Origin of the sequence: Caballeronia sp. LZ028 (genome assembly GCF_031451415.1) — a bacterium.
Taxonomy (GTDB): Bacteria; Pseudomonadota; Gammaproteobacteria; order Burkholderiales; family Burkholderiaceae; genus Caballeronia; species Caballeronia zhejiangensis.
In genome coordinates, this window is record NZ_JARUXN010000004.1 from 1,321,492 (window position 1) to 1,342,920 (window position 21,429).

Consider the following 21,429-nt stretch of genomic DNA (forward strand, 5'->3'; position numbering starts at 1 on the left):
GCAGCATTAGAGGCAGGAAATCATGTCCGAACGTCCGATCGATCCGCACAAGCATCAATATGCGTATTGCCTTCCTTTCGGCGCTCATCTAACGGGCGCCGCACGCGACAATCCGCGCACGCGCTTTCGTTTCTGGGCGCCATCGCGCGATGCCGTGCAAGTGGAAATCCTGCGCGCGGGCGGCACGCCCGAACGCGTCGACATGCAGCCGACCGGCGACGGTTGGTTCGAAGCCGAAGCCGATGGCGGCGCGGGCACGCTGTATCGCTATCGGCTCGACGAGGACCTCGCCGTGCCCGATCCCGCCTCGCGCTATCAGCCGCAGGACGTGCATGGACCGAGCGAAGTCATCGACCCGCGCGCGTATCGATGGACGCACACGAACTGGCACGGCCGGCCGTGGGAAGAAACCGTGCTTTACGAACTGCACGTCGGCGCGATGGGCGGTTTCGCGGGCGTCACCGCGCGCCTGCCCGAACTCGCGCAACTCGGCGTGACGGCCATCGAGCTGATGCCGCTCAACGATTTCTCCGGCACGCGCAACTGGGGCTACGACGGCGTGTTGCCCTACGCGCCTGACTCGGCGTATGGCCGTCCCGAAGATCTGAAGAGGCTCGTCGACACCGCGCACGGTCTCGGCCTGATGGTCTTTCTCGATGTCGTCTATAACCACTTCGGACCGGACGGCAATTATCTGCACGCGTATGCGAAAACCTTCTTCCGCGAAGGCGTGAACACGCCGTGGGGCCCGGCGATCGACTTCGAGCGCCCGCAAGTGCGCGACTTTTTCTTCGACAATGCCCTGTACTGGCTCAACGAATATCGTTTCGATGGCCTGCGCCTCGACGCGGTGCACGCGATCAACGATGACGAATGGCTGCGCGAACTGGCGCATCGCATCCGCAGTTCCGTCGAGGCGGGGCGTCATGTACATCTCGTGCTCGAGAACGAGCACAACACGGCGAATCTGCTGGAAACGCATTTCGACGCGCAATGGAACGACGACGCGCACAACACGCTGCACGTTCTGCTGACCGGCGAGGACGAGAGCTACTACGGCGCGTATTCCGACAAGCCGATCGAAAAGCTCGCGCGCATTCTCAGCGAAGGTTTCGCGTATCAGGGCGATCCGTCGCCGATTCATGACGGCAAGCCGCGCGGCGAACCGAGCGCGCATCTGCCGCCCACGCGCTTCGTCGCGTTCCTGCAGAACCACGATCAGATCGGCAATCGCGCGATGGGCGATCGCCTGCGCGCATTGACCGACGACGAATCGCTCTTCGCCGCAACGGGCCTTCTGCTGCTTTCGCCGCAGATTCCGCTGCTTTTCATGGAAGAGCAATACGGATCGAGGCAGCCGTTCCTCTTCTTCACCGACTATCACGATCAACTCGCCGATGCGGTGCGCGAAGGCCGTCGCAAGGAATTCGCGAAGTTCTCCGCATTCACCGACGAAAAGCGCCGCGCGCAGATTCCCGATCCGAACGACGAGAAAACGTTCGACATGTCCTCGCCGAAGATCAGCGACAAGCAGGACGAAGAAGACCGGCTCGAATGGCTGCACTTCTATCGATCGGCGTTGACGGTGCGCGCGAAGCTCATCACGCCGCGTCTGAAGGGCGCCAAAGCGCTCGGCGCGGACGTGCTCGGCGACAAGGCGCTCGTCGCGCGCTGGAAGCTCGGCGACGGCGAAACGCTCTCCATCGCGCTCAATCTCGGCGACGCGGCTGTCGCGCTCGACAAGCAGCCGCCGGGCAAGATCATCTTCGAGACGCCGGCGCGCGCGCAGGATCGCGTGCGTAACGGGGAACTCGGCGCTCGCACGTTCCTCGCGTGGATCACCGGCGAAGTGAACGAATATGCGATTGCGCACGACGCGCGCCGCTTCGAACCGGCATCCGCGGAAGGAAAAGTCTCGTGAACGCCGCCGCGACGAAAACGACCCAGACGGGCGCCACGCGTTCCGTGAGCAGCATCGAGGCGCTCGCGGAGCGCGCGGGCTTCGAGATCGAATGGCAGGACGCGCACAAGAACACGCAGCGCGTGCCTGAAACGACGCTGCGCATTCTGCTCGAAAAGCTCGGCCTGCCGTGTGGCAACGCCGCGCAGATCAAGCAGAGCATGAACGCCGTCGATGCCGAAATGAGCGGCCGCAAGCTGCCGCCGCTCATCACCGCCGAAGTGGATCGCGGCATCGCGCTGCCGGTGTCGGCGGCGAAACAGGGCGCGCGCTATCGCATCGAACTCGAAAGCGGCGAAGTGATCGACGGGCGCTTCACGTCGCCGAAGGGCGAGACCGCGCTGCTCTCGCCGATCGCGGAGCCGGGCTATCACACGCTCGTCATCAACGACCATCGCACGACGCTCGCGGTCGCGCCCGCGCGCTGCTACACCATCGACGATGCGTGGCGCACGCTGCACGAAGATGCGGCGAAGGCGCCGCCGCTGTGGGGCGTCGCGGCGCAAGTGTATGGCTTGCGGCGTGACGGCGACGGCGGCATCGGCGATTTCACCGCGCTCGCATCGCTCGCGACGCAAACTGCGAAGCGCGGCGGACATGCCGTCGCGATCAGCCCGATGCACGCGATGTTCAGCGCCGAGCCGAACAAGTTCAGCCCGTATTCGCCGTCGTCGCGGCTCTTTCTCAACATCGCGCACGTCGATCCTGCCGCGGTGCTCGGTGCGCCTGCCGCGCGCGCCGCGATCGACAAAGCGGGCGTCGCGAAGGAACTCGCCGAACTCGAAGGACTGACGCTGATCGACTGGCCGCGCGCATCGAAAGCGCGCCTCGCGATTCTGCGCGCCCTCTTCGACGCGTTTTCCGAAGATCGCGATTCGCCCTTCGCGAAAGACTTCGCCGCATTCGTCGAGGAAGGCGGACGTCCGCTCGAAGACCATGCGCGCTTCGAAGCGCTGCAGGCCGCGCAGATCGCGCAAAACGGCGAAGGTCACTGGCGCAACTGGCCCGAAGCGTTGCGCGATCCGCGCAGCGACGCGGTGACGGAATTCGCCGATGCGCATCGCCGCGAGGTCGATTTTTATCTCTTCACGCAATGGCTTGCCGCGAAGGGACTCCTGCACGCGCAACACGCCGCGCGCGATGCGGGCATGGCGGTCGGGCTCGTCGCGGATCTCGCCGTCGGTTGCGACAGCGCGGGCAGCCACGCATGGTCGTATCGCGATGAAATGCTGACGGGCGTGTCGGTCGGCGCGCCGCCGGATCTGTTCAACCAGGCCGGGCAATCGTGGGGACTCACGACGTTCTCGCCGCGCGCGATGCGTACGCAAGGCTTCGCCGCGTTCATCGACATGCTGCGTTGCGCGTTTAAATGCGCGGGCGGCATCCGCATCGATCACATACTCGGCTTGCGCCGGCTGTGGCTCGTGCCCGAAGGCGAAAGCGCGAAGGACGGCGCGTATCTGCGCTATCCGCTCGAGGACATGCTGCGGCTGATCGCGCTCGAATCGTGGCGGCATCGCGCGATCGTCGTCGGCGAGGATCTCGGCACCGTGCCGCCCGGCTTTACCGAGCGCTTGCAGGAGCACGGCTTGCTTGGCATTCGTGTGCTGTGGTTCGAGCGCGAAGTGGACGGGCCGGGCTTCAAACCGCCGCGCGAATGGGACAGCGGCGTCACCGCGACGACGACGACGCACGATCTGCCGACCGTCACCGGATGGTGGCGCGGCGAGGACATCGTGTGGCGCTCGAAGATCGGCCAGACGATGGCGCGCGCCGATGGCCGCGATGCCGTCGAAGCCGCGCTCGAGGAACGCGGCGAAGATCGCGCGCATCTGTGGCGCGCGTTTCAGGACGCGGGCATCGCACCGGATGACGTGGAGGCGCCCGATATCGACAATGCGCCCGTCGACGAGGCGCTCGCCTTCGTCGCCGCGACGCCCGCGCCGCTCGTCACCTATCCGCTCGAAGATTTGCTCGCGCTCGTGGAGCAGCCGAATCTGCCCGGCTCCATCGACGAGCATCCGAACTGGAGAAGGCGCATCACGCGGCCCGTCGACGAACTGTTTCTCGACGATGCCTTCGCCGATCGCCTGCTCGCCGTCGATGCCGCGCGCAAGCGTTCCGCGCAACCGAACGAACCCAAATCGAAACCCGAATCACCATGACCGTACCGCGTTCCACGCTCAGGCTTCAGCTTCACAAGGGCTTCACTTTCGACGATGCCGCCGCGCTCGTGGACTACTTCGCGCTGCTCGGCGTGAGTCACGCGTACGTCTCGCCGATCACGACCGCGACCGCCGGCTCCACGCACGGCTACGACGTCGTGGACTACACGGCGGTCAATCCCGAACTGGGCGGCGAGGACGGCCTGCGGCGCTTCGTCGAGAAGCTGCGCGCGCACGAGATGGGACTGATCGTCGATATCGTGCCGAATCACATGGGCGTGGGCGGCTCGGAGAACGCGTGGTGGCAGGACATCCTCGAATGGGGACGGCATGCCGCGCATGCGCGCTTCTTCGACGTCGACTGGCATTCGCCCGATCCCGCCTTGCGCGGCAAGGTGCTCGCGCCGTTTCTCGGCGCGTCTTACGGCGACGAGTTGCAGGGCGGCAAGATCAAGCTCGCGTATCGCGCGGATGAAGGGCGCTTCGTCATCGAGTATTACTCGAACGTGTTTCCAGTCTGTCCGGTCGATTACCCCGCCGTGTTCCAGGAAGCGCCCGAGCTCGCGCAACGCTTCGTCGGCCTGACGACGCAGCCCGCCGATCAGCCGCGCGCCGCCGATGCGCGCACCGCGCTCATCACCATCGCGCAGACGGAAGGCGGCCAGGCCGCGATCGAGGCGATTCTCGCGGCGCATTCGCCGGATACGTCGGCGGGTCGCGACCGGCTGCATCGGCTGCTGGAGCGCCAGCATTATCGGCTGGCATGGTGGCGCACCGCCGCGGACGAAGTGAACTGGCGGCGTTTCTTCGATGTGAGCACGCTCGGCGGCGTGCGCGTCGAGCGGCCTGAAGTGTTCGAGGCATCGCATGCGCTCGTGTTCCGGCTCTTCACCGAAGGTCTGATCGATGGTGTGCGCGTCGATCACGTCGATGGTCTCGCCGAACCGCGCGAGTATTGCCAGCGCCTGCGCGCGCGGCTCGAAGAGTTGGCGGCGGAACGGCCCGAGGCGTTGCGGCATGGCAATGGGCGCACGTATTTCGTCGTCGAAAAGATTCTTGCGCGCGGCGAGCCGTTGCGCCGCGACTGGCAGGTCGATGGCACGACCGGTTACGACTTCATGAACGATGTCGGCGCGCTGCTGCACGATCCGGCGGGCGCGGAGCCGCTTGCCGCGCTTTGGGCCGAGATCACGGGCAAGAGCGCATGCTTCGCCGACGAAGCGCTCGCCGCGCGCCGCAAGATACTCGCGGAGAATCTTGCGGCGGAACTGGATCGCGTGACGCGCGCGCTGCATCGCATTGCACGCGATGCGCAGACCACGCGCGATTTCACATTCACGTCGATACGGCGCGCGGTCGCGGAACTCGTCGTGCAGTTTCCGGTGTATCGCATCTATCCCGTGGGCGGCGTGCGCAGCCCCGATGACGAGCACTTTTTCGCGCAGGCGCTCGAAGCCGCGCGCGCGGTGCTCGCGCGTGCGGACCATGTGGTGCTGGATCAGGTCGCGCAATGGCTCGGCGGCAAGCTGCCCGATGAACTGCCGCAGCCCGAGCGTGGCGAACGCAACGACCGTCCCGAACGCGGCCGGGATCGCGCGGCGGAGCGCAATCGCGAACGTGAGCGCGATCGCAATCAGGCGCAGGCGGGGCCGAATCCCCCGTCGTCGAGCGGCTCGCAGCGTCGCGCGGCGCAGACGCTGTTCTCGCAGCTGACATCGCCCGTGGCGGCGAAGGCGGTCGAGGATACGGCGTGTTATCGCTACGGACGGCTGATTTCGCGCAACGAAGTGGGCGCCGATCCGGGCGAGTTCGCGTTGTCCGTCGATGCGTTTCACGCGGGCAATCGCGAACGCCTCGATGCGTTTCCGCACGCGATGCTTTGCACGGCGACGCACGATCACAAGCGCGGCGAGGACGTGCGCGCGCGCATCGCTGCATTGAGCGAAATTCCCGACGAATGGGCCGCGACGCTCAGGCAATGGTCGACGTTGAACACACCATTGCGACGCGGCCCGAGCGGCGGACATGGCGAAACCACCGGTATCGACGACTGGGCGCCGGGGCCGGCGGCGGAAGCGATGCTGTATCAGACGCTCGTCGGATGCTGGCCGACCACACTCGCGCCCGATGACGAAGCGGGCGTTCGCGAACTCGCCGAACGTGTCGCCGGATGGCAACTGAAGGCGCTGCGCGAGTCGAAGACGCGCACGAGCTGGTTTGCACCCGACGAAGCGTATGAGAACGCGTGCAGGGACTTTCTGTTCGATATCGTCGCGCCGCAGCGCCGCGATGGCTTTCTGCGTGAGTTATCGGCGTTCATCACGCGGCTCGGACCGCTCGGCGCGATCAACAGCTTTCAGCAAACGCTTTTGCGGCTCACGTCGCCGGGCGTGCCGGACCTTTATCAGGGCACGGAGTTGTGGGATTTCAGTCTTGTCGATCCGGACAATCGTCGGCCTGTCGATTATGAGTTGCGTCGCAAGTGGCTTCTCGAGATCGAAGAGCAAGGGCCGCCTTCGGAGCAATTGGCGAACTGGCGCGATGGGCGCGTCAAGCTTGCAATCGTGCGGCGAGCTTTGGCATTGCGCAAGCATTGCGAGTCGTTGTTTGCGCAGGGCGAGTATTTGCCGCTCGAGGTCGAGGGCGAGCATGCGGGGCGCGTGATTGCGTATGCGCGGCATGCGGGGAGCGCGTTTGCTGTCGTTGTTGCGACGCGGCTTGCAGCGCCGCTGCTGGACGTCGGGCGCGACGTGCCGCTTGTCGAGGCCGAGCGTTGGGGCGATACCGCCATCGTGTTGCCAGAAGCGCTGCATTCAAGGGCTTTGTTTGACTGGCTCAGTCCTAATGCGCCTAAAGCCGATGGGGCGAGGTTGTTTTTGCGCGATGCGCTTGGGGTTATGCCGGTGGCTTTGCTTGTTGAGGAAGGGGTGCCTAAGGCTTAGGTTTTTGGTTTTTGGTTTTTGCTTTTCGCTTTCGCTTGTTGCTTTCGCTTTTTCTTTTGCTTTCGCTCTTGCTTTCGCTTGTCGCCGGATCCCGGTTTCGCGTCGGTCTATTAGCACTGCCCCTGTGCGGGGCGGCACTCACTTTCTTTGCTGCTGCAAAGAAAGTAAGCAAAGAAAGCAGCTCGTTAAGCCCGCGGTCACACGCAATTTGGGTAGTCCTCTCGTCCACGGTGGCACTCGCCTAAAGAGTGCCCTCATCACAATAACGGGGCTTGGATCGCGCGCGGTCCGCCGCCCGAAAACGCTGAGGACACTGGTTCAGCACGAAATGGCTTCGGCACAGCGCTACGCGCTGCCGCCGGATATGCAAGGGAAACCAACGTGCGGCACTTGCGGTGAGATGGAGACGTTAGTAGAGAAGCACATGCATCCCCGATTGACCCATCGGCCGCGAAGCGGGCCGGAGCTATTTGGTGCTGAACCAGCTTGTTGTGTGGTGCGATGTGGCAGACCGTGCGCGAGCCAAGCCCGATGGGGCCTATGAGGGCACTCTTTAGGCAGCCCACGATGGACGAGAGGACTACCCAAATTGCGTGTGACCGCGGGCGTATCGGGAGCTGCTTTCTTTGGTTACTTTCTTTGCAGCAGCAAAGAAAGTGACTGCCGCCCCGCACAGGGGCAGTGCCAATAGACCACTAAGAAAACGGGATCCGGCGAAATCACTAGCGAAAGCGAAGAAAAACCCAAATAGGTCATTCCGCTTCCTCAAGCGCCTCCTCCCGCGGATACACCCGAACCAGCACAATCCTCGGCCCCTTCATCTTCTTCACGACGATATCGAACCGATCGAACTCCACCCGCTGCCCTTCACTGGGCAAATCGCCCAAAGCATTGATTACGAGCCCGCCAACCGACTCCGCGCGTCCTTCATCGATATCGATCCCCAACGCGCGCTCGAGCGAAACAACCGGCAAGCTGCCCTTGCCCATCAACGTGCCGTCATCCATGCGCGACCAATCGGCATCGCCCTGACGAAACTCGTCGTGAATCTGCCCCACGAGCGCGCCAAGCAGGTTATCGAGCGTGATGAAACCGATTGGCTTCGCGCCCTTGCGCCCAACGATCGCCAGATGCGGCGCGCCCTTGCGAAAGCGCCGAAACAGCTCGAGCGCCGACAGATTCGGCGCAACGTACTGCACCGGCCGCACATGACGCGAAAGCTTGTCGATCTTCCCGACCGCATCCTTCGAAAAGTTGAAGTGGATGCCACGCGCGCCGCCATCGCCTGAAAGCAGAAGGTCCTTCAGATGGATCATGCCGATCACGCGCTCGCCCGACGCATCGGCGAAAAGCGGATAGCGCGAGAAACGATGCCGCGCGATCACGGCGAGGTTGTCGCGCATCGGCAGATCATTGCGCAAGCCGACCAGCTCGTGCGCCGGACGCATCAGATCCGACACCGTCATGCGGCTAAAATCGAGCGAATGCGCGATCGTATTCCACTCGTCCTCGTTATACGAGGAGCCGCCGCCATGACGGCGCCCGCGCAGGATCAGCTTGAGCTCGTCCGTGGAGTAATGCGCGTCGTGACCATGTTCGGCCGAAATGCCGAAAAGACGCAGCACGAAGTTCGCGCTCGTATTCAGCACCCAGATGAACGGATACATCAGCCAGTAAAAGCCGTATAGCGGCGTGGCGAGCCACAGGCCGACCTGTTCCGCGCGACGGATGGCCCACGACTTCGGCGCCAGTTCGCCAACGACGATATGCAGGAACGAAATGACGGAGAACGCGAAGAAGAGCGAGATCGAGTCGATCAGCTTCTCCGACTCGACGCCGAGCAGTGCAAAGAGCGGATGAAGCAGCGCCGCGAACGCGGGCTCACCGATCCAGCCGAGTCCGAGCGATGCCAGCGTGATGCCGAGCTGACATGCGGAAAGATAAGCGTCGAGCTGCCCGTGCACCTTTGCGAGCAGTCGGCCAGGCAAGCCATTGGTGCGTGCCAACGCCTTGACGCGCGTGGCCCGCAGCTTGACGAGCCCGAACTCCGCCGCGACGAAGAAACCATTCAACGCGACGAGCAACAATGCGCCGATCAGCGCGACAACCTGAGCCAAAGCAACTCTCTTCGAAAGTGGAAAGCGTCAGTATATGGGTGACAGCTGATCGAAAGTCAATTACATGCCCGCGACCGGCACGCGCACCGATAACGTCACTTCGGCGTTGTCGGCGATATCGCTGTGCTCGAACGCGCCGCCATGCGCCTCCGACACGCGCTTGCACAATGCAAGGCCCCATGCGATGCGTCCGCCTTCGCGCGGCTCGAGCGCCTGACGCCGCGCAAACGCTTCTAACACATGCGGTGAGGCCGTATCGCCGAGCGCCTGTGCCGATGCCGTGAATTGCACGTCCGTGCGCCACATGCTGCCCTCGACGTTGCTCGACACACGCACCGTCGCGCCCGCGGGACTCGCTTCGGCGGCGAACGCGAGCATGAGCCAGAGCGTCTGCAACAGACGTTCGGCATCGCCTTCGACTTGTTCTTCCGCGAGCGGCGAATCGATGTCGATCGTCACGTCACGTGCGCGCGCGACGCCGGCACGCGCGAGCGCCGCGCTCTTTTCCAGAAGTGGTCGCAACGCGACCGGCGCGAGCGCGACCTGTAGCGCCTTGGTCTCGGCGCGCGTCGTATCGACCGATTGCTCGATGAGCTTCACCTGTTGCTCGACGCCCGAGCGAATGCCCGCGAGCGCGCGCTGCGCGGCGGCATCGTTGGCGTCGACCTTGCGCTCCAGCACATAACCCCAGCTATGAATTGCGTTGAGCGGGCCGCGCAAATCGTGCGATACGACCGACAGCACATGATCGCGCATGAAAAGCGCAGCCTCGGCTCGCAGATGCGCGATGCGATCCTTTGCGCTGGGCTCGCCGTCCGGCGCGTTCGCCGGCGATACGATCAGCGTCACGCAATCCGGGCCCGGCAGCGCGATGATCGAGAAGGCGCGCGGCGCGTCGTCTTCGCCGAAGCTCACATGCGCGCGACGCGTGCCGTTGCCTGCGAGCGCGGCATCGGCAGCCTCGGCGAGCACCGCAGTGAGCGGCCGCGGCAACGGCGTCTCGGCGAGTGCGCGGCCGTTCAGCGCGGCGGGATCAAGATCGAAGAGATGAGCGAGAACGGAGTCGGCGGAGAGGCATCGCTGGGCGGCGTCGAGCACCAGCACGCCGTCGTTTCCTGCGACGGCCGCATCGAAGGACTTGTCGCCTTCGGGTTCGACCGTACTGGAAAAAGACGTTGTCACGGTTGTGGATCCTTGGTGTATCGGTGTTGCGGTTGATGTCGCGGAAGCTGGATGCGTAGTAGCAGTGCGCGTATTGGCCTGACGAACGAGGACGCGCGATAAACCTTGCAAGTCATTATATGTGAGCGCCTACCACGCCTGCGGCAGCGGTGCGCAACGCGCTCCGCTGCGCCGCTCGCAGCAATTCGCGTGCACGACCGATTCGGGATCATGCGCATGCGTTTTCATTCGACGCTCGCACAAGATGCTATCGGCGAACTATTGCGACACGTCATGTGTCGGAAGGGAAGGCCTCGTGGTTCACGCGCCTTTCGCTTACCAGCACTTCGCGGAAATTTCAATCGAACGATCGCATCCGATCATCGTGTTACGTGTGCAAACCCACTGACAAATACGGGTTTTCCTTGTTAAATAGCTTCTGTCGCACAGACAGCGCACTCTCCGGAAGTGTACGACGGTCCGGAACCGGCGCATTTCGTTCAACTTCAGCGCGCTTGATGCCAGGCCAAGGCACAAGTGCGCAGACCTCTTTGGCCCGCGCCGCATTGACGGCAATACGTACGAGCGAAACTAATCGCTTCATGCGTTGTCACGCAATGGCCCGCCCGTAACGGGCGAGCATGCAGGGTTCGTAGCCCTGCGTCATAGTCATAAGATCAAGCTGCGCTAAAGCCGGGGAAAAACCGTTCAATGGCTTCATTTCGAAAGAACTTCACGATATTGATGACGCTGCAGGTATCCACATACCTCGCACCGTTGCTGACGCTGCCATGGCTCGCGCGCGTCCTCGGCCCCAGCGAATACGGACGCCTTTCGTTCGGCCTCGCCTTCACCGCATACTTCATCTCAATCACCAATTACAGCTTTTCGCTGACCGCGACGCCGAAGATCTCGATCAATCGTCAGAGCCGCGAAATGCGCTCGAAGCTGTTCTGGGAAACCATCGTCACGCAGGCCGCGCTTGCATTAGCTGGCTTCTTCGTTGTCATCGCGCTGACGTCGGTCGTACCTTATCTGCAAGAGAACCGCGAGTTGCTTCTCATCGGCTATGGTCAGGCAGTCGGTGCAATGTTAATTCCGACGTGGTACTTTCAGGGCATCGAAGATCTCGGCATGTTGAGCCTGTTCGTATTCATCGGACGTGCCCTCAGCATTCCTGCGATGTATCTCTTCGTGCGCGAGCATGACGATGTCCATAAAGCGATGGCCGTCAATGCTCTGGTGCCGCTGCTGTCGGGCATCGCGATTTGCACGTACCTTTATCTGCGGCGCGAGCTCGACTTCGTGCGCGTGTCGCTCCGTACCATCGTCGTTCGTCTGAAGGACGGATGGAGCGTATTCATGGCGACGTCGATCGTCGACATCTATGCATCGAGCAACATCGTGCTCCTGACATTTATTTCGGGTAATGTTGCAGCAGGTTATTTCGCCGCGGCCGACAAGCTGATCCGTGCCGCGTTGAACATGCTTCAGCCGCTCAAGACCGCGGCCTATCCGCGCGTGAGCTTTCTCATGCATCACGCAAAGGATGATGCGTTTGCATTCCTGCGCAAGATGTTCGTCGTGCAAGGCCTGATCGTGTCGCTGATCTCGGTGTGCATCTTCTTCGGCGCGCCGCTTGCAGTAAAACTCTTGTATGGGCCGAAGTTCTTGCCTACCGTAGAGGTGTTGCGCTGGATGGCATTCGTGCCGTTGATGGTCGGCCTGACGGATCTGTTCGGTGTTCAGACGATGCTGCCGCTCGGCATGAAGGCACAGTTCAGCCGCGTGCTGATGGCCTCCGCGGTACTGAATTTCAGCTTGCTTGCCGTGCTGGCGAAGCTCTTCGGCGAGCAAGGCGCGGCGGCTACGGTGCTGATCGTCGAGACGCTGGTTGCTGCGGCCATGGCCTTCACGCTGCATCTGCAAGGCGTGCCGTTGCTCAAGCGTCAGCGCCCGATCGCGGGAGGAAGTGCCGGGTCTGAAACGACGTGAACCCTATGGGGAAATACGTCGTAGCTAATAAGCTTTCCCAGGCTGCATATTCGCTTTTCCATAAATGTGAAACTGGCGTGTTAAAAACAGTAACAAGTGATTCTAATTGGTAACGCATTTATCGAATCACGCGCTTTAACAAAGCTTTGTTTTGCACCCGAAGAGCGCAGCGGATGCTTTCGACTTGCGCTCTACTCCAAAGTTGCATTTAAGTATGTGAGTCAACGAACCGACCTATGCAGGTCGAGTCGTTATCTTAATGGTATGAGCAGCATTTAATTAAGAGAGCCTGCAGAATGGAAACAGAAGAAATGTCGGTCGAGCATGTACAAAGGCTGGCCGATCAGGCCGAGAGCCTGCGCATGCAGTCGGTCGCGGTACCGCTCAAGGATCTGCAGATCCTTCTGCAGATTTGCGAGACGGCGATAGCTCAGCAGAATGCTGCGGCCGCCAAATAAGCTTTATTTTCCGTATTTGTCAGCACGATTTCGCTGACTTCACGATGTTTCCAAAAAAGACCGACATCGGGGCGCCCATCCGACCAAAGCTGATTGGTCCGGGAGCTTGCGGCAGGTAAATCCAGGCTTGTCATCAGGCTTGACGGGGCTCTTGGCATCCCCGTGCGCAAGGAACGAGTAATGCTATGCCGGATCTCGTGTGTGCTTTTCGGACGCGTATTCAAATCGTGCGATTAGTACTCGCCACGCATATCCCGGCTTTTTGACGCGTTCCTCGAAGTGGCCATAAACCGCCGCTTCGGATGCGTTCGCCCTGCGTGAACGTGTCACGTCATTTTCCATAACGACTAGACCATTCCTTCTCATTGCGTATCGCCGCGGGCGCTCGGCGCAACGCCATTCGAAGAGTTGAATATGAAAGAGATCGTCCATATCACCGAAGCCTTCGGCGGCGGTGTACTGTCCATGCTGACGCAGCTTTCCAATCGCGCGGCGGCCGCTGGCGTCGGCGTAACGATCCTTCATTCGATCCGGCAAGAAACACCCAATAATTTCGCCAAGCTCTTCCATCCGGCAGTAAAGCTAACCTACGTCAGCATGTTCCGCGAAGTGAGCGTGAAGAATGACCTGACGAGTCTCTGGAGCCTCGTCCGCAAGTTGAAGGAGTGCGATCCATCGGTGATCCATCTGCATTCGTCGAAGGCGGGCGTTCTCGGACGCGCGGCCGCGCGCATCGCCGCGCCGCGCGCACGCGTGTTCTATTCGCCGCACGGTCTCGCGTTCCTGCGCCGCGACGTGTCGCCCGCGAAGCAGTTTGCTTATCTGAGCTTCGAGCGCATCGCCGCGAAGCTCGGCGGCACCATCGTCGCGTGTTCGAAAAGCGAGCTCTCGGAGATCGAAACGAGGATGCATGCGCGACGTGCCCGCATGATCGAAAACGGCGTGAACGTTCCGGAGATTCCGCCGCGCGTCGACACGAACGCGGGCGGCATCGTCATCGGCATGAGCGGCCGTGCGATGTTTCAAAAGAACCATGAAGCGTTCGTGAAGCTCGCGAGCGAGTTGTCCAACCCTTCGGTGCGCTTCCTGTGGATCGGCGGCAACGAAACCGAATTGCCCGCCGACACGCCCAAGGATGCCGTCGCGTGCAGCGGCTGGGTCACGCGCGATCGGGCGCTCGAACTCACGGCTGGGCTCGATATCTATGTGCAGACGTCGCGGTGGGAAGGCATGCCTATCGCACTCATCGAGGCGCAGGTCGCGGGCATTCCCGCCGTCGTCACCGATGTGGTCGGCAATCGCGATGTCGTGCAGCACGGCGTGACCGGCTTCGTTGCATCGAACATGGAGGATATGGCGAAGTACATCGCGATGTTGCGCGATGACCCGTCGTTGCGCGCACGCATGGGGGCCGCAGCGAGAGCATCCGCAAGCAAGCGCTTCTCGATGGACGCGATCTTCCGTCAATGGCTTTCGATGTACGAGTTCGGCTCCGACAAGCCCACGCGCGAACCGCTCGGCGCGAACGAGGTTGCATCGTATGAAACCAGCTCCGATTCACAGTTCTGACGCCCTGCACATGGATACGACAATCGCCACGAACAAGCTCGTCTATAACGGCCGCTTCACGAGCCAGAAGACCACCGGTGTGCAACGCGTCGCGCGCGAACTCGTCGCCGCGCTAGGAAAGTTGCCGCAAGGCTCGCATGTGACGCTCGCGGTGCCGCCGCAGGACGGACTCGATCCCGTGCAAGGCGTTCAGACCGTCAAGCTCGGCTTCGGCAAGGGCGTCTTCTGGGAGCAGATCGTCCTGCCGCTCTTCGCGGGGCGCTCGCGTATCGTAAATCTTTCGAACTCGGGTTCCATCTTCCGCCCGAACCAGATCATCTACATGCACGATGCCGCGGTGTTCGATACGCCCGCGCATTTTTCGTGGAAGTTTCGCACCTGGTATCACGTGATGTTCTGGATTCTCGCGCGCACGTCGAGCTGCGTGCTGACGAATTCGAAGTTCTCGCGCGACCGGCTCGCGCATCATGTCGGCGTGCCGGCGGAGCGTATCGGCGTGGTGCCGCTCGCGGCCGATCACCTCGATCAGATCACGCCCGATCTTTCGGTGATCGACGAGCTCAAGCTCACGAAGCGGCGTTACGTGCTCGCCGTGAGCAGCATGAATCCGACGAAGAACTTCAAGCGCCTCGTCGAGGCGTTCATGCGTCTGAGCGATCCGTCGATCGATCTCGTGATCGTCGGCATGAAGAACGCCGCGATCTTCGGCAAGGCGCACGATCTGTCGAGCGCGCCGAACATCAAGCAGGCGGGCTATGTCAGCGACGAAAAACTGCGGGCGCTCTACCAGAATGCGGCGTGCTTCCTCTATCCTTCAATCTACGAAGGCTTTGGCATTCCGCCGCTCGAAGCCATGCGCAACGGTTGCCCGACACTCGTCGGACGCGCGGCCGCATTGCCGGAAACGTGCGGCGATGCATCGATCTATTGCGACCCGTACTCGGTCGAAGACATTTCGAACAAGTTGCGCGAGCTGCTGGATTCGCCTGAACTGAGCGAAGACCTGAGACGTCGCGGCCTCGCGCATGCCGAGCGCTTCCGATGGACGGAAAGCGCCCGCTTGCTGATGCAGTTCATCGACAAGCCATGATGGCAACGACGTCACATCATTCCCACGCGCCCGCCGAAGCACGGCGCGCGCTTACATGAGGGCCGAATGTCGATGCGAACTCTGGTGGCTGCCGTCTCGCTCTTCGGTGCGCTGTGCTGCGCATCCGTTCTGATCTATGCGCGCAGCGGCACGTCCGACGCCTATTCCAGCAAGCACTCGGCAACCCACAAGGCGGACGCCGCGAGCAGCGCGACGCCCAGGATCGCGTGCGGAAACGGATCGACGGGTGTGTTCTACGGCATCGCGGGACATCTGGAACATCACGGCGCCTACGGCACGAGCGATTACGACTTGCAGATTTCACAGCTCCGCGATCTCGGCGTCACGATGTATGCGCAGGATGTATCGAGTGAACGAAGCGCGCATATGGTGGCGGATTTCGCGCGCGCGGCGGCGAAGCAATGCATCGGCGTACTCGCGCTCGTCACGCCCTTCGAGCCGGAAAAGCGCGCGAACGAGCAGGAAACTTTCGAGCGCGGCTATGCGCTCGGCAAGACGGCGGGAAGCGTGCTGAAGGGACTCGTAACGTACTACCAGGTCGGCAACGAATACGACAACTGGTCGATACTCGGCTCGGATCGCAGCGGCGAGCATCCGCAGGACTACGACAACGCGATGTTCATGAAAGCGCGCGGCTCGATCCTCGGTCTGATCAAAGGCATACGTGAGACGAATCCCGACGCGAAGATCCTGCTGACATCGTTCAGCTGGCTGCATTACGGCTTTACGGACATGCTGTATGCGGGCACGCAGCCCGACGGCTCGCGCGGCCATCCGATTCCGCAGTGGGATATCACTGCATGGCATTGGTATTCCAACATGGGTTCGATCACGGCGGCGGGCGACAAGAAGGTCAACGTGCTCGAACGCCTGCGCGACAGTTACGGCAAGCCGATCTGGATCACCGAGTACGGCGTGCGGCCCACGCACGCGGACCCGGGGGGCTATCTCATCGGCAAGGACGCATTGAAGGGATTCGTGTCGCTCGCGAAGACCTACAACATCCAGAACGTGACGTTGTACGAGCTATACGACGATCAGCGCTTTGGCGGCGATGGCAACTACGGCGTGATCCACGATGACGGTAAAACGCGCAAATCGCGCTTCAACACGGTGCGCGACTTCATCAAGGCCAATCCGATGCCATGAAACCGCAATCTATTCGTGTTACGAATGAAGTATGGGCGGAACTTGCGATTATCGCGTGAAAATGGGCTTGCGCAACGGGGGACCCCACCTTTATGACGCCCGCAACGTTCGCTACATAACAGACGCATGCAGTTTGTGTCCGGAAGATAGATTCAGCACCGTTTTTTCCGGACTCAACGTATCGTTTTACAGCAAGCGATTCGTAGGGCTTCGCGAGTTTCATCCGCCGAATCCCGAGACGCGGTTCCGAGGCACGGAGTGTGCTTCCAAGGAATATCGCACTCCGACGAGCCAACGCGCTTCGTCACGCGAACTCGAAGCATCGCGCGCTTCGCCCGCTTTTAAGAGCCTTTCGCGTCTTTAGTCTGTCTGGAAGTTCCGACGGCCCTGCGCCGGATCAAATAACACGTAAGACGTACCGCGGACATGTCGCGCGGGCTTTCTGTTTTTTCTCGGCCCGGGAAACAACGCTCAACTTATCGACTTATCGAACTGAGGACGCGCCATTGAACACCCTCTATGTCAACTCCGGATCCTCGCGCCCTGGCAAGGACGACGGCGAATTCACCGCGGGCGACATGCTCAGGCTCCTGCGCGATCACCTTGGCATGCTGTTCCTGTTCATCGGGATCACGGCCGCGCTCGCGACCGCCTATGCGTTTCTTGCCACGCCCATCTATTCGTCGGATGTCGTGGTGCGGGTCGATCCACCTGATCCGAACGCGCTCGGCATCGCGCCGCAAAACCAGGCGCAGATGCAGCAGGCTCAACCCACGGCCACGCAGCTCGCACCCGCGGAAATCTCCGTGATGCAGAGCCGCTCCGTGCTCGAACCGGTCGTGAAGCAGTTCCACTTCGACATCAAGGTCAAGCCGGACACGTTCCCGGTGCTCGGTCAGATCGCTTCGTTGTTCGCGAAGAAGGGACATCTCTCGCCGGCATGGTTCGGCATGGATTCGTACGGATGGGGCGGCGAGTCGCTGCAGATCGGCCGCCTCGATGTGCCGCCTTCGCTCGAAGACCAGAAGCTCGACTTCGTTCTGCTCGACAACAACCAGTACGAACTCCGCGACCCCGACGGCGCGGTGCTCGTGCGTGGCACGATCGGTCGTCCGGCATCGGCGAACGGCGTGTCCATTCTCGTCAATAGCGCGCTCGGTCATCCGGGCGTGCACTTCGACGTGACGCGCCTCAACACGCTCGACGCGATCGCGATGATGAAGAAGACGATGAAGGTCGCCGAGTCCGCGAAAGACACGGGCGTCGTGCAGATCACGTTCAACGCCGACGATCCCGCGCTGACCGCCGATGTCGCGAACGCGCTCGGCCAGGCGTATCTGACGGCAGCCGTGCACGCGCGTCAGGCCAACGACACGAAGACGCTCGAATTCATTCGCGGAGAATTGCCGCGCCTCGAAAGCGATCTGCGTCGCGCGGAAAGCAACTTGAGCGCGTTCCGTTCGAAGTCGCAATCGGTGACGCCGCTCAACGAAGCGCAGGCCTATCTGCAAGGCAGCATCACGTCGATGCAGCAACTCGCGACGCTCAAGCTGCAACGCACGCAACTCTTGCAGCGTTTCCAGCCCACCAGCCCGCAAGTCGTCAATCTCGATCAGCAGATCGCGGAGCTCGAAGCATCGAACAAGCAGATTCAGCAGCGCTTCGACAGCATGCCCTCGTCCGAGCGCCAGAACGCGACGCTCACGCGCGATGCGCGCGTGGCCGAAACCATCTACATGGGGATGGTGAACAAGGCGCAAGAGCTGTCCGTGCGCCGCGCAAGCACGAGCGGCGGCGCGCATATCGTCGATAACGCGCTGCGTCCGTATCGTCCGGTGAAACCGAACAAGGCGCTCGTGATCGCCGCGGGCACGGGTCTCGGCTTTTTCATCGGCACGTTCTTCATCTTCCTGCGCCGCCACGCGATGATCGGTGTGACCGATCCGATGTTCGTCGAGCGCCGTCTTTCGGTGCCGGTACTGGGCGAAGTGCTGTATAGCCGTCAGCAGGCGATGCTCGATCACGAGATTGCGGTATCGCCCGTGGAGCACGCGCCGCTCACCTACTCCGGCGCGCAGGACGGCGGCGCGCCGAAGGCGTTGCCGCATATTCATCTGCCAGAGCACGACGCGTTCGCGATGCCGCACGTCGCCGACACGGACCGCGACGCCCGCGTGCTGGCGACGCGCTTCCCGCACGATCCGGCCGTCGAGGCGCTGCGTGCGGTGCGTACCGAGCTGTATCGCGATCTCGCCAATGCGCCGAACAATATCGTGATGCTGACGGGCCCGATTCCGTCCGCGGGCAAGAGCTTCGTCGCGGCGAATCTTTCGGTGCTGCTCGCGGAAATCGGCCTGCGCGTGCTGCTGATCGACGGCGACATGCGGCGCGGCCACATCGCATCGTTCTTCAAGCAGTCGAATCCGGGCGGTCTCTCGGAAGTGCTGAAGGGCGAACTCGCGCTCGGCGATGCGATCCGTTATGTCGGCGTGCCGGGACTGTCGTTCATGTCGTGCGGCGGCTATCCGGAGAATCCTTCCGAACTTTTGATGATGCCGGGCTTCCGCAACATGCTCGCGCGCATGAGCGATCAGTTCGACCTCGTGATCGTCGATACGCCGCCGTTCCTCGTCGTTACCGACGCGGCGATCGTGGCGAGCGATGCAGGTTCGACCGTGCTCGTGCTGCGCTCCGGCATCCAGAGCGAGGAAGAGATCGAGGAAACCGTGAAGAAGGTGCAGCGTTCGGGCGGCAGGCTCGTCGGCTCGGTCTTCAACGCGATTCCGCGACGCCCGAGCAATCGCCGCAGTTATGGTTACGCGGCGGCATATACGAGCACGTTCAAGTCGATGACCTAACCGCGGCGCATAATCGAGCGCAGCGGATGAAGCATCGCGCCGCGTGCCTGTCACGCGGCGCTTCACGTTGTAACGGTGGAATCTGCACGGACTTTCGATGTAAGCACGTCGTCAACCGGGTCGATGAGAGAGACGCATATGAGCGGACATTTTTCATTCGGGCATCGGCTCGTGCACTGCCCGCGTTGCCGCAGGCAAGTGGGCGCGACGTTGAGCGTGTGTCCGCATTGCGATTTTCATGGCGTGCGAAAGGCGCGACCCGAGCGGCAGTTGCCGCCGCCCGTGCAAGAACCGGTCGTCATCCGGCGCGCGCCGCTCGTGTCGCTGCGTTCCGCGCTCGTGATCCTGCTCGCGCTCCTGGCGACGTTCCGGCCCAGAGTGTGAGCGTGCCGACGATTCATCCGGCAGGCGTTTTGCTCCCGATAACGAACGACAGCCCGTCATGAAGCGGGCGCATCCTACCCTTCGATGATGAAAGATAAAGCGTCGCTGACCGACCTCTACTACCGAATCTGGGCCTTCGCGATGCCGGTGACGTCGTTTCTCGTCATGCCATCGATTCAGGGCACGACGATCGGCTATCTGATGTGCTTCCTGTCCGTGCCGCTCGTGCTGCTGTTCGGCGGGCGCGCGCGCAAGAACTGGATGCACTTCGTGATCGCGGCGATCGCGGTCTGGCTGCTGATGGTCTGCACCTCCCAGCTCGCGGACGTCATGGCGCCCTTCGATCCCGACTTCAGCAAGATCTCGCTCGTCGACGACACCGATCCCCTCACGTTCATCATGCGCAAGAGCATGTTTACGCAGTCGCTTTACGTGGCGGCGGTCGTGCTCTATGCGGCGTATGTGTACCACTATTACAAGCCGACCTGGGATCAGTGGATTCTCGCGGCCGTCACGCTGCTCGCGATTTACGGCATTTACGAAGTGGCGTACTTCATCGCGACGGGACAGCCGGGCGACTTCATCTCGAACCGCGCATTCGGCGATCAGTTCGGCAAGGGCATCGTGCGTTCGGACGGCACGGTGAACGGCAGTTCTTTCCAGCAGATCGACATCAAAGGCTTTCCGATCCAGCGCTTGAAAGCGCTGACAGGCGAGCCGTCGATGTACGCCATGTCCATCTTCCCGTTCTGGGTCTACTTCAACGCGACGTCGCGCGTGCGCTGGCCGGTGTGGGTGATCGGACTGTCGCTTCTGATGACCACTTCGTCGACGGTGCTGATCGGCTATGCGGTGTATTCGCTGATCCGCGTGCGCAAGCTCGGCATCAACCCGGTGAAGGCGCTGATCGGACTTTTCGTGCTGTGCGTGATCGGGTATCTGCTGCAGGATTACATCGCCGAGCTCTTCAAGCAGATGGTGACCGACAAGCTCGAAGCGAAGACCGAGTCGGGCTCCGACCGCAGTCTGCTGTTCCTTCACTCGATGCAACTGTGGCTCGATCTCGCGCCGCTCAATAAGCTCTTCGGCATCGGCTTCGGCTATGTGCGCTCGACCGATCTCTTCTCGACGCTGCTCGTCAATACCGGCATCATCGGCACGGTCTTCATCAGCGCGTTGATGCTGTACCCCGCGTTCAAGCTCGACTGGGATCCGCGCGGCATGGCGCTGCGCCAGTGCTGCGCCGCGACCTGGACGATGATGATGGTGTCCGTGCCCGAGTTCGCCTATCTCGCGCCGTGGACGCTCGTCGCGATGGCCTATGTCCGCGTGCGCGCGTTGAAGATCGCAAGGCAGCAGATCGGCGATCAGGCCGCCGCCGCCGCGATGCATGATTCGCAAGACGGCGCGTCGATCGGCACCGCGATCGGCCGGCACGTAAGGCCGGAAATCGGCACACGCATCGGTTCGCGCTTCGGGCCGCACAGCCGTCATCTGTAATCGACGCGGCGCTTCCGGGCGCCGCCCGCTTCCCTGCGACGTTCTACAATGTCGGTTTCG

General features: G+C 62.1%; 13 protein-coding genes. 11 read left to right on the top strand and 2 right to left on the bottom strand.

Features of this window, described 5'->3' with window-relative positions:
* The first annotated feature begins 22 nt into the window (after positions 1-22).
* The 3 genes from treZ to treY are packed head-to-tail and all read left to right on the top strand — an operon-like array spanning position 23 to position 7,067.
* Positions 23-1,921 (top strand): malto-oligosyltrehalose trehalohydrolase, encoded by a 1,899-nt coding sequence (gene treZ, locus QCE58_RS28795; RefSeq protein ID WP_250521498.1) that lies wholly within the window; start codon positions 23-25, stop codon positions 1,919-1,921.
* Positions 1,918-4,125, top strand: coding sequence for a 4-alpha-glucanotransferase (malQ, locus tag QCE58_RS28800; RefSeq protein ID WP_250435455.1), 2,208 nt, complete (start codon positions 1,918-1,920; stop codon positions 4,123-4,125). Before treZ ends, malQ begins: the two co-directional genes overlap by 4 nt.
* On the top strand, positions 4,122-7,067 hold the full coding sequence (gene treY / locus QCE58_RS28805; protein ID WP_250440377.1) for a malto-oligosyltrehalose synthase: 2,946 nt from the start codon (positions 4,122-4,124) through the stop codon (positions 7,065-7,067). The genes malQ and treY overlap by 4 nt, the downstream gene beginning before the upstream one ends.
* Before the next feature lie 752 nt (positions 7,068-7,819).
* Here treY and QCE58_RS28810 read toward each other — a convergent pair.
* A complete protein-coding gene (locus tag QCE58_RS28810) occupies positions 7,820-9,184 on the bottom strand; it encodes a hemolysin family protein (RefSeq protein WP_008354020.1) in 1,365 nt (454 codons plus the stop codon).
* A 60-nt stretch (positions 9,185-9,244) separates the two neighbouring features.
* Positions 9,245-10,366 (bottom strand): HAMP domain-containing sensor histidine kinase, encoded by a 1,122-nt coding sequence (locus tag QCE58_RS28815; RefSeq protein ID WP_250440376.1) that lies wholly within the window; start codon positions 10,364-10,366, stop codon positions 9,245-9,247.
* A 690-nt stretch (positions 10,367-11,056) separates the two neighbouring features.
* Here QCE58_RS28815 and QCE58_RS28820 point away from each other — a divergent pair.
* From QCE58_RS28820 to QCE58_RS28855, 8 genes are all read left to right on the top strand, one after another.
* Entirely contained in the window at positions 11,057-12,340 is a 1,284-nt protein-coding gene (locus QCE58_RS28820; RefSeq protein ID WP_033536876.1) for a flippase, read from the top strand.
* 296 nt (positions 12,341-12,636) lie between these two features.
* Complete coding sequence (locus tag QCE58_RS28825) at positions 12,637-12,798, top strand: hypothetical protein (protein ID WP_160297408.1); 162 nt, start codon at positions 12,637-12,639, stop codon at positions 12,796-12,798.
* A 414-nt stretch (positions 12,799-13,212) separates the two neighbouring features.
* Entirely contained in the window at positions 13,213-14,367 is a 1,155-nt protein-coding gene (locus QCE58_RS28830; RefSeq protein WP_175983195.1) for a glycosyltransferase, read from the top strand.
* Positions 14,368-14,377: 10 nt separating this feature from the next.
* The gene (locus QCE58_RS28835; protein ID WP_175983194.1) at positions 14,378-15,457 is read left to right on the top strand and encodes a glycosyltransferase family 1 protein; all 1,080 of its coding nucleotides are present in this window, start codon (positions 14,378-14,380) and stop codon (positions 15,455-15,457) included.
* Positions 15,458-15,523: 66 nt separating this feature from the next.
* Positions 15,524-16,627: a glycosyl hydrolase gene (locus tag QCE58_RS28840; RefSeq protein WP_008354027.1), complete on the top strand. Its 1,104-nt coding sequence runs from the start codon at positions 15,524-15,526 to the stop codon at positions 16,625-16,627.
* A gap of 506 nt (positions 16,628-17,133) precedes the next feature.
* The gene (locus QCE58_RS28845) at positions 17,134-19,485 is read left to right on the top strand and encodes a polysaccharide biosynthesis tyrosine autokinase (RefSeq protein ID WP_008354028.1); all 2,352 of its coding nucleotides are present in this window, start codon (positions 17,134-17,136) and stop codon (positions 19,483-19,485) included.
* 138 nt (positions 19,486-19,623) lie between these two features.
* Positions 19,624-19,869, top strand: coding sequence for a hypothetical protein (locus QCE58_RS28850; protein WP_175983192.1), 246 nt, complete (start codon positions 19,624-19,626; stop codon positions 19,867-19,869).
* 84 nt (positions 19,870-19,953) lie between these two features.
* A complete protein-coding gene (locus tag QCE58_RS28855) occupies positions 19,954-21,369 on the top strand; it encodes a hypothetical protein (protein ID WP_008354030.1) in 1,416 nt (471 codons plus the stop codon).
* Positions 21,370-21,429 lie beyond the last annotated feature (60 nt).